Source organism: Marivita sp., from assembly GCF_017643905.1.
Lineage (GTDB): Bacteria > Pseudomonadota > Alphaproteobacteria > Rhodobacterales > Rhodobacteraceae > Marivita.
In genome coordinates this window covers 1-9,394 of the sequence record NZ_JAEPMO010000157.1, presented here as the reverse complement: position 1 = coordinate 9,394, position 9,394 = coordinate 1, and the positions used below count along the sequence as shown (strand labels likewise).

The 9,394-nt window shown below is 60.9% G+C and carries 10 protein-coding genes and 1 pseudogene; 2 read left to right on the top strand and 9 right to left on the bottom strand.

Annotation, left to right across the window (positions count from 1 at the left end; translation table 11 throughout):
* From JJ869_RS19455 to coxB, 9 genes are all read right to left on the bottom strand, one after another.
* Positions 1-551: GNAT family protein (locus JJ869_RS19455; RefSeq protein ID WP_292269764.1), on the bottom strand; the 551-nt coding region annotated here is incomplete at its 3' end.
* Positions 551-1,813: a pitrilysin family protein gene (locus JJ869_RS19450; protein WP_292269761.1), complete on the bottom strand. Its 1,263-nt coding sequence runs from the start codon at positions 1,811-1,813 to the stop codon at positions 551-553. The genes JJ869_RS19450 and JJ869_RS19455, both read right to left, overlap by 1 nt.
* Positions 1,810-3,198 carry a threonine synthase gene (gene thrC / locus JJ869_RS19445; protein WP_292269758.1) on the bottom strand — a complete coding sequence of 463 codons (1,389 nt, stop codon included), beginning with the start codon at positions 3,196-3,198 and terminating at the stop codon, positions 1,810-1,812. The genes JJ869_RS19450 and thrC overlap by 4 nt, the downstream gene beginning before the upstream one ends.
* Before the next feature lie 6 nt (positions 3,199-3,204).
* Positions 3,205-3,882, bottom strand: a complete 678-nt coding sequence (locus JJ869_RS19440; protein ID WP_292269755.1) for an SURF1 family protein — start codon at positions 3,880-3,882, stop codon at positions 3,205-3,207.
* A gap of 102 nt (positions 3,883-3,984) precedes the next feature.
* A complete protein-coding gene (locus JJ869_RS19435) occupies positions 3,985-4,785 on the bottom strand; it encodes a cytochrome c oxidase subunit 3 (protein WP_292269752.1) in 801 nt (266 codons plus the stop codon).
* A 22-nt stretch (positions 4,786-4,807) separates the two neighbouring features.
* Positions 4,808-5,395 carry a cytochrome c oxidase assembly protein gene (locus tag JJ869_RS19430; RefSeq protein WP_292269749.1) on the bottom strand — a complete coding sequence of 196 codons (588 nt, stop codon included), beginning with the start codon at positions 5,393-5,395 and terminating at the stop codon, positions 4,808-4,810.
* A complete protein-coding gene (locus JJ869_RS19425) occupies positions 5,392-5,556 on the bottom strand; it encodes a hypothetical protein (protein WP_292269747.1) in 165 nt (54 codons plus the stop codon). The genes JJ869_RS19430 and JJ869_RS19425 overlap by 4 nt, the downstream gene beginning before the upstream one ends.
* Positions 5,553-6,494 (bottom strand): heme o synthase, encoded by a 942-nt coding sequence (gene cyoE, locus JJ869_RS19420; RefSeq protein ID WP_292269744.1) that lies wholly within the window; start codon positions 6,492-6,494, stop codon positions 5,553-5,555. Before cyoE ends, JJ869_RS19425 begins: the two co-directional genes overlap by 4 nt.
* Before the next feature lie 75 nt (positions 6,495-6,569).
* Positions 6,570-7,448: a cytochrome c oxidase subunit II gene (gene coxB, locus JJ869_RS19415; protein ID WP_292269741.1), complete on the bottom strand. Its 879-nt coding sequence runs from the start codon at positions 7,446-7,448 to the stop codon at positions 6,570-6,572.
* A 186-nt stretch (positions 7,449-7,634) separates the two neighbouring features.
* Between coxB and tldD the strand changes: the two genes are divergently transcribed.
* Positions 7,635-9,056 carry a metalloprotease TldD gene (gene tldD / locus JJ869_RS19410; RefSeq protein ID WP_292269738.1) on the top strand — a complete coding sequence of 474 codons (1,422 nt, stop codon included), beginning with the start codon at positions 7,635-7,637 and terminating at the stop codon, positions 9,054-9,056.
* A gap of 127 nt (positions 9,057-9,183) precedes the next feature.
* Positions 9,184-9,394: pseudogene (locus tag JJ869_RS19405) on the top strand (DNA-protecting protein DprA); the annotation flags it as partial.

Here is a 9,394-nt window from a genome sequence, read left to right as displayed (position 1 = left end):
CGCAGCGACGCATAAAGAACGTGGGTTCGCCAGCGCCCGTCGATCTGCAGGTATCTTTGTGCCACCCCTTCATATTTGAAGCCCGACTTCTCAAGCAGCCCGCGCGACGCCTTGTTCTCTGGCAGACATGCCGCCTCGATGCGACTGAGGTCCAGACGGTCGAAGGCGTAATGCACCAAGGCGTCTATCGCCTCGCGCATATATCCCTGCCGTGCGAAGGGCTCCCCGATCCAGTACCCCAGCGTCCCGGCCTGCGCCGGACCACGCCAGATATTGTCGAGTGTGATTGCCCCGAGCAGCATGTCATCCTGACGCCGCAGCAGGAAGAGCGGAACCGCCGACCCGTTGCTGATGGCACGATTGGCCCAATAGACGCGATTGGTGAAGGCACGGCGGCTCAGATGGTCCTCGGCCCAGCTGGGTTCCCATTTGGCAAGAAAGCCTTCGCTGTCACGGCGCAGGGCGGTCCAGGGGCTGAAATCGCTGTGCACGGGCGGACGCAGGACCATCCGCTCGGTGTCGAGCCGAAGCTTGCGCCGCAGGCCGAGCATCAGGCCACGCGGCGTTGGGACAGGGTGGTCAGGTCCGGGGCGTCGCCGACCGGTCCATAAAGCGCCATCGCCACCGGGGCTTTTCGAACGAGCTGTTCGCCGAAAGCCCGCACGTCGCCTGTGGTCACGCTGTCGATGCGGGACACCGTGTCTTCGAGCGAGGGCACTTCCCCCCAGATCTGTATCATCCGCGCCAGCCGTTCGGTGCGCGACGACGGGCTTTCCAGCCCCATCAGCAACCCGGCTTTCATCTGCGCGCGGGCGCGGGCAACCTCTGCAGGCGACATCTCGTCAGCCGCGCGCTTCATTTCGTCGATGGTGAGGTTGGTCAGTTCCTTGATCTCTTCACCGCTGGTGCCGGCATAGATCGTGGTCATGCCCGTATCGGAATAGGCCCCGGTCTGGGCAAAGATCGTATAGCACAGGCCGCGCTTTTCGCGGATTTCCTGGAACAGGCGGCTCGACATGCCGCCCCCCAAGGCCACGGAATAAACCTGAGCGGCATAGAAGTTCGGGTCGCGGTAGCCCGGCGATTCAAAAGCCAGCGCCAAATGCGCCTGCTCCAGATCCTTGACCTTGCGGCTTTCCCCGCCGTGGAACCGTGCGGCATCGGCGATCAGAGCCGGACGGGCGATCATGTCCCCGAACAGGGCTTCGGCCTGCGCGACGATGGCCTCGTGGTCCACTGCACCTGCCGCCGACAAGATCATCTGGTCAGGGCCGTAATGTTCGGACACGAAGGTCGCCAGATCGTCTTTCGAAAACCCCGACACGCGGTCGGTCTCGCCAAGGATCGTGCGCCCGATGGGTTGATCGGGATAGGCCTTTTCCTGCAACCAGTCGAAAATGATGTCGTCCGGTGTATCGGCGGCCTGACCGATCTCCTGCAGGATCACATGGCGTTCGACCTCGATCTCTTTTGGATCGAAGACCGGATTGCGCAGGATGTCCGCTACCACGTCCAGAGCAAGGCCCACATCGTTGCGCAGCACGCGCGCGTAATAAGCTGTCACTTCGCGCGAAATATAGGCGTTGATGTAGCCGCCCACATCTTCAATGGCCTCGGCGATCTGCAAAGCGGACCGCGTCTCGGTGCCCTTGAACGCCATATGTTCGAGGAAATGCGCGATGCCGTTCTGCTCGGGCCGTTCGTGGCGCCCGCCTGCGGTGACCCAGATGCCGATGGCCGCACTTTCCAGACCGGGCATATACTCGGTCACGATGCGGAAGCCGTTGGGAAGTGTGGCGGTCTGGACGGTCAAGAGGCGATCCGATCTTTGATGAGGGATTCAAGCTGGTCGAGGTCGTTGGGCACGCGTGTCACGCGTTCCTCGCGGTCGAAGAGGTCGGCCATACGCTCGGGCAGGGGCGGGCGGATGCCGCTGGCTTTTTCCACCGCGTCAGGGAATTTCGCCGGATGCGCGGTGGCAAGCGTGATCATCGGCACATTCGGATCGCGCTGGGCTTCGGCCACCTGCACACCGATAGCCGAATGCGGGCAGAGCAATTCGCCCATATGGGCATGGGCGTGGGCGATCATCGCCAGGGTTTCGTCCTCGGACACGCGACCGCTGTCGTAGTGTTCGCGCAGCACCTGCATTGCGCCTTGGCTGACATGGAAACCGCCGGCCTTCAGTTCGTCCATCAGCTGCGCCACGGCATTGCCATCGCGGTTGTAGGCATCAAAGAGCGCACGTTCGAAGTTTGAACTGACCTGAATGTCCATCGACGGGCTGATAGACGGAGTGACGCTGTCGGTAACATAACCACCTGTGGTCAGGCAGCGATGCAGGATGTCGTTCTGGTTGGTGGCCACGACCAGCCGGTCAATCGGCAGGCCCATGCGCTTGGCAATATAGCCTGCGAAGATGTCGCCATAGTTGCCCGTGGGCACGGTAAAGCTGACCTTACGGTCCGGTGCGCCCAAGCTGACAGCGGACGAGAAGTAATACACCACCTGTGCCAGCACACGGCCCCAGTTGATCGAATTCACGCCAGCCAGCTTCACCGCATCGCGGAACTCGAAATGGTTGAACATGTCCTTCAGCCGCGCCTGACAGTCGTCAAACGTGCCATCCAGCGCAAGCGCGTGGACATTCGATTCCACCGGCGTGGTCATCTGGCGGCGCTGCACCTCGGACACCCGGCCATGCGGGTAAAGAATAAACACGTCAACCGCATCCAGCCCCCGGAACGCCTCGATCGCGGCAGAGCCGGTGTCGCCCGAGGTCGCGCCAACGATGGTCACGCGTTTGCCGCTGCGGGACAGTGCCTCCTGGAACATCTGACCGATGAGCTGCATCGCGAAGTCTTTGAATGCCAGCGTCGGACCGTGGAACAGTTCGAGAAGGAAATGCCCATTGCCCAGCTGCACCAACGGCGCGCGGGCGTCGTGGCCGAAGCCCGCATAGGCTTTGGCGATCAGGTCAGCGAATACCTCGTCGGTGAACGCGTCGCCCACGAAGGGCCGCATCACGCGGAACGCGATCTCCTCATAGGTCAGCCCGTGCATCGCGCGGATGTCATCGGCCGACAGTGTCGGGATGGTCTCGGGCACATACAGACCACCGTCGCGGGCAAGCCCGGACAGCATCGTGTCTTCAAATCCAAGCGCCGGGGCTTTGCCGCGCGTTGATATATATTGCATCAGGCTTCAGCCTTCCTTCGTCTGTCGCAAGCGCCATACCAGCGCGATGGTTCCGACCAGCCACACGACGGCCAGCGAGAACCAGGTGATCGCGTATTGCAGGTGATCGTTCGGAATGCCGCTCGTGTCCACTGGCAGGGGCGTCACACCGGGATCAGCGGGCGACATGTTGCGGGCAATCACCAGAAGCGGCTCTGTGTTCAGCACGTCGGACATCGCGTCAATGTCACGGGCGAACCATGTGTTCCCCGTGATGTCATTCTCCGGGGTCGAAGACGTCCGGTCGTCGGGCCAGTGCAGATTACCCGTGATATCTTTTGCGCCACCATCACGCGCGATACTGCGGTCTTCTACGGGAATGAAGCCACGGTCCACGAGAATACGACGGCCATCCTCTGTCACGAACGGGGATATCACCAGGTACCCTGCACCGATGCGTTTCTGCGAAACCAGAACAAAAAGCTCTTGCGGTTCAATCGTGCCGGTCAATTGCACCGGCTGATAGCGGTCTGCTTCCGGATTGCCGATGGCGGGCAGGGGGGCGGGATCGCCTCCGATGCGGCTTTCGATCTGCGAAAGGATGCCTTGCTTCCACTCCAACCGCTGCAATTGCCATGTGCCCAGCCACACAAGGATCGCCGTGCCGATCAGACCGGTCAACAAAGGCAGGGTGATGCGGGACAAAAGAGGGCTCCTGAGAGTGGCAAAGGCGCGCCGTTCGGGCGCGCCTTGCTTTATCCTTGTTGGTAGGTCCCGTTCAAGCCGGAACGTCCCTGTCTGGTGCGGTTACTGACCCCAGACGTAGATCGCGGCAAACAGGAAGAGCCAGACCACGTCCACGAAGTGCCAGTACCATGCTGCCGCTTCGAATCCGACATGCTTTTGCGGGGTGAAGTGACCGCGGGTCAGACGCATCAGGCAGACGAACAGGAAGATCGTTCCGATGATCACGTGCGCGCCATGGAAGCCGGTCGCCATGAAGAAGTTGGCACCGTAGATGTTGCCGGCAAAGCCGAAGCCCGCGTGGCTGTACTCATAAGCCTGCAACAGCGTGAAGATGAAGCCGAGCGCGATGGCGATGATCAGGCCCCACTTCATGTCTTCGCGGTTGTCTTCGTGCACCAGCGCGTGGTGGGCCCATGTGGCAGCCGCCCCCGAGCAGAGCAGGATCAGCGTGTTGATCAGCGGCAGATGCCACGGATCGAACGTTTCGATCCCGACCGGCGGCCAAACGCCGTCGATGGCCGGGCTGTCCGGTCCCATCGGGTAAAGCGCGTGCTTGAAGAAGCTCCAGAACCACGCCGCGAAGAACATCACTTCGGACATGATGAACAGGATGAAGCCGTATTTCAGGCCGATCCGCACAACCGGAGTGTGGTCACCCACCTGACTTTCGGCGATGACATCCGACCACCATGCGAACATGGTGTAAAGGACACCGACCAGCCCGATCAGAAACAGCCAGGGGCCACTGTCGTGCATCCACAGCACCGCCCCGAAGAGCATCGCAAACCCGGACACCGCGCCGATGAACGGCCAGACGGAGGGGTTGAGTATGTGATAGTCATGATCTTTTGCGTGCGCCATTTTGGTCCCTCGTGGCTAGGCGTTAGTTCAGAGAACCGCTGTCGGTCCGCTCCGCGTCAAGCATCGCCTGCGTTTCTTCGGGCAGATCGATCTCGTGGAACGTATAGGACAGGGTGATGTGTTTCGCGAATTTCGCGTCGGCGTCGTTCATGATGTCGGGATCGACGAAGAAGCTGACGGGCATTTCGACCCGCTCTCCGGGCATCAGGATCTGCTCTTCAAAGCAGAAACACGCGATCTTCGAGAAATAGAGGCCAGCGCCGTAAGGCGCGACATTGTAGCTTGCAGTGCCCGCAATCGGGCGGTCGGTGGGGTTGTAGGCCTCGTAGAAGGCAAGACCCTCTTCTCCCAGACGCAGTTCCACCTCGAGCTGCATCGGTTTGAATTCCCACGGCATACCGCGCTCCAGCGACGCATCAAAGCGTACCTTGATGGTGCGGTCCACGATCTCGACGCTTCCTGCGTCGGCGACGTTGGGTGTGCCGCCAAAGCCGGTCACCCGGCAGAACCAGTCGTAGAAGGGTACCGAGGCCCACGCCAGTCCGCCCATGAAGACGACGACGGCAAGGCCTTGAAGGGCGGTCTTTTTCTTCGGATCAAGCGGTTTCATTGGCTCACCGATGTTGTTGCCGGGGTCTCGTAATCCCCGCGGGTGACTTTGACGACCGTCAGACCGAACACGATGGAGATCAGCCCGACAAGGACCAGACCGACACCCACGTTGCGGCCAAAACGGCGCTCGTGAAGTTCATGTTGCTTGGACAGGCTCATCCCCAAACCCCGATCTTGTCGAGACCCGCTTCGATCAGGATCGCGCCGAAATGGGCGAAGAGATAAAGCAGGGAGAGTTTGAAGAACTTGCGCTCGACAAGGAAGTTGTCTTCCTCGGACATGTCCTCGTCCCGGCGCCAGATCTGGACAGCACCGCGCAGGAACATCGCATTCAGCACAACGGATGTGACGATGTAGACAGGGCCACCAATCGAGGTGAAACCAGCCGCGACCGCAAGGATCGCCAGCAGAACAGTATAAGCCAGAATATGGACACGCGTCGCGCGGCGACCATGGGTCACGGTCAGCATCGGCACGTCGGCATTGTCGTAATCCTTGCGCATGAACAGCGCCAGCGCCCAGAAATGCGGCGGCGTCCACATGAAGGTCAGGCAGAACATCAGCACGGATTCAACGCTCACGCCGCCGGTGGCCGCAGCCCAGCCGATCATCGGAGGGAACGCTCCTGCAGCGCCGCCAATAACGATGTTCTGCGGCGTCCAGCGCTTGAGCCACATCGTGTAGATCACGACATAGAAGAAGATGGTGAATGCCAGAAGACCTGCTGCAACCCAGTTGGTCGCAAGGCCAAGGAACACGACCGAAAAGGCCGAAAGCGCCATGCCGATGGCTAGGGCTTCGTCGCCTGTGACCTTGCCCGCAGGGATCGGGCGGCGCTGGGTTCGCTTCATCACAGCGTCGATATCGGCATCCCACCACATGTTCAGAGCACCGGATGCACCGCCGCCAATGGCGATGAACAGGATCGCGCAAAACGCGATGAACGGATGCACCGGGTTCGGTGCGGCCAGCAAGCCGACGAAGGCCGTGAACACGACAAGCGTCATCACGCGCGGCTTCAAGAGCGCGAAATAATCGCTGAACTGCGCCTCGTTCTGGGCGACATGCGACTGGGTGTTGATGCTTGTATCGGTCACGTGTGTCTCAACTGCGTTGGGTCAGTAGGGGCCGGTCAGAGTGGCGCACGCGATGGCCGCGTGCGCCGATTGGTCTTAGTTGGTCAGAACCGTGCGGACATCGACATAGCCGCCTTCGTTCTTGGACGCTTCGAGCCATGCGTCATAGGTCGCTTGGCTGACCACTTTGACAGTGATCGGCATATAGGCGTGGGCAAGGCCGCAGAGTTCGGAACACTGGCCGAAGTAGACGCCTTCCTTCTCGGCTGAGAACCACAGTTCTGCCAGACGGCCAGGAACCGCGTCCTGCTTCACGCCGAAGGCCGGGATGGTCCACGAGTGGATCACGTCGGCACCGGTCACCTGCATCACGACCGTCTTGCCAACCGGCACGACCACGGCAGTGTCTGTGGCCAGCAGGAAGTCTTCCTTGCGGTAGCCCGCTTCGACCAACTGCGCCTCAACCTCGGGTGTCATGCGGTTGTCGCCACCTGTGAAGGGGGAACCGATCATGTAGCCGTCATAGGCCAGGTCTTCGCCGATATATTCATAACCCCAGTACCACTGGTAACCAGTGACCTTGATGGTCAAGTCCCCTTCGGGGATTTCCTGCTGTTTGAAGAGCACCGGGAGCGAAAACGCACCAATGAACACAAGGATCAGGATCGGACCAACGGTCCAGGCGATCTCGATCGGGGTGTTGTGGGTAAAGCTGGAGGGGTTCGGGTTGGCGCGGCGGTTGTAGCGCACGATGCAGTAGGCCAGCAGCGCGGTTACGAAAAGTACGATGGCGGTGACGATAATAAGGATCATCCCGTCAAGCCACTGAAGGTCGCGCGCCAGTTCGGTTGCCGCGGGTTGAAAGCCTGTGCCCCGGTCCACCGGTACGCCGATTGTTTCGAGCGTTTGCTGGGCAAACGCCGGTGCGGCGGCGAAGGTGGTGGCCAGACCCAAGAGCAAAGATTTGAGTTGCATGTCTTACCCTGATCGGTTGCGTGTTCTGTCAAAATGCAAAGGCAGGAAAAGTCCGGCTGGTGCCGACACAATCCTCCCGTTGTCTTGGGAGCGGTTAAAACCATATTCTGGTCATCAGTTAAAGAAGCTTGCTTGCGGCAAAAACGCGCTTTCTTTGATCTGGATCAATTTCACCCCGGGGGTTTCATGGCCGACACGTCTTTCCAACCATTCGACACGCATCTTGATCAGGACAGGGCGCTGGCGCTGTTGAAAGAGGCTGTGGCGGGTGCGGACGATGGGGAACTGTTCCTCGAACGGCGCCGGTCCGAAGTGCTGGTCTTCGACGATGGTCGTGTGAAAACCGCCAGCTACGATGCGTCCGAGGGATTCGGCTTGCGCGCCGTCCGGGGCGAAGTGGCAGGATATGCCCATTCCACCGACATTTCCGAATCGGCAATCAAGCGCGCCGTGGAAACCGCACGGCTGGCTGTGGGCGAGGGTGGCGGTACGCTCGCCGACAAACCCGCAGGCACGAATACCAAGCTGTATACCGATGCAGACCCGATTGCCGGGCACAGCTTTCCGGTCAAAGTGGACACCCTGCGCGAGATTGATGCCTATGCCCGCGCTCTCGATTCCCGGGTCGTGCAGGTCAGCGCGACAATTGCAGCATCGTTGCAGGAGGTGGCCATTCTGCGACCCGAAGGCACGCTGGTGTCCGACACCCGCCCCATGACTCGCGTGAATGTCAGTGTGATCGTCGAAGAGAACGGCCGCCGCGAATCGGGGACGGCAGGGGGCGGCGGGCGCGTAATGCTGGACGGTTTGCTCGATCCGGCGGACTGGCAGGACAAGGCCCGCGAAGCGCTGCGCATCGCGCTGGTCAATCTTGACGCGGTGCCCGCACCTGCAGGCGTGATGGATATTGTGCTTGGACCGGGCTGGCCGGGCATTCTGCTCCACGAGGCTGTGGGCCACGGGCTTGAAGGCGATTTCAACCGCAAGGGCAGTTCCGCCTTTGCCGGGCTGATGAGGCAGCAGGTTGCGGCAAAAGGCGTGACGGTTCTGGACGACGGGACCATTCCCGACCGCCGTGGGTCGATCACCGTGGATGACGAAGGCACGCCATCTGGCAAGAACGTGCTGATCGACGATGGGGTGCTGGTGGGCTTCATGCAGGACCGCCAGAACGCCCGCCTTATGGGAGTCGCGCCCACAGGCAATGGTCGCCGCGAAAGCTATGCCCATATTCCGATGCCGCGCATGACCAATACCTATATGCTGGGCGGCGATGTCGCGCCCGGAGATATCGTGGCAGACCTCAAGGATGGGATCTGGGCGGTCGGCTTCGGCGGCGGTCAGGTGGATATCACCAATGGCAAGTTCGTCTTCTCCTGCACCGAGGCCTATCGCGTGAAGGATGGCAAGGTCGGAGCGCCTGTCAAAGGGGCTACGCTGATCGGTGACGGCGCCACGGCGCTGCAACAGATTCGGGCACTGGGCAACGACATGGCGCTCGATCCTGGCATGGGCAATTGCGGCAAACAGGGGCAATGGGTGCCCGTCGGCGTGGGTCAGCCCACAGTGATGATCGGCGGATTGACCGTCGGCGGCGCGCAGACCTGAAAAAGAACCAATCTAAATCAATGCCTTGAAAGGGTGGCGGAGGAATTCTTCTCTGTCACCCTTTTGCGTTCACCACTGGTTAACCAGTGAAAGACTATTCCTGTTCCTGCAAGCGGACGGAGGCAGGATGGCCTTGGAACAGAACTCTTCCACTCACCCCCTACTCCCACCCACCACGGAAGACCAAAGGTTTGACTGGCTCCGTCTCTTGCGCTCGCGTCGGGTGGGGATCAGCACGTTTTACAGGCTGATGCACGATCATGGCAGCGCCGCTGCGGCACTGGCGCAACTGCCCAACATCGCCCGCGCCGCCGGGGTCGAGAACTATCAGATATGCT

Bases quoted from the DNA above. Each gene is read 5' to 3' on its own strand.
- thrC (WP_292269758.1), bottom strand. From the start codon at position 3,198: ATGCAATATATATCAACGCGCGGCAAAGCCCCGGCGCTTGGATTTGAA.
- JJ869_RS19435 (WP_292269752.1), bottom strand. From the start codon at position 4,785: ATGGCGCACGCAAAAGATCATGACTATCACATACTCAACCCCTCCGTC.
- JJ869_RS19430 (WP_292269749.1), bottom strand. From the start codon at position 5,395: ATGAAACCGCTTGATCCGAAGAAAAAGACCGCCCTTCAAGGCCTTGCC.
- JJ869_RS19425 (WP_292269747.1), bottom strand. From the start codon at position 5,556: ATGAGCCTGTCCAAGCAACATGAACTTCACGAGCGCCGTTTTGGCCGC.
- coxB (WP_292269741.1), bottom strand. From the start codon at position 7,448: ATGCAACTCAAATCTTTGCTCTTGGGTCTGGCCACCACCTTCGCCGCC.
- tldD (WP_292269738.1), top strand. From the start codon at position 7,635: ATGGCCGACACGTCTTTCCAACCATTCGACACGCATCTTGATCAGGAC.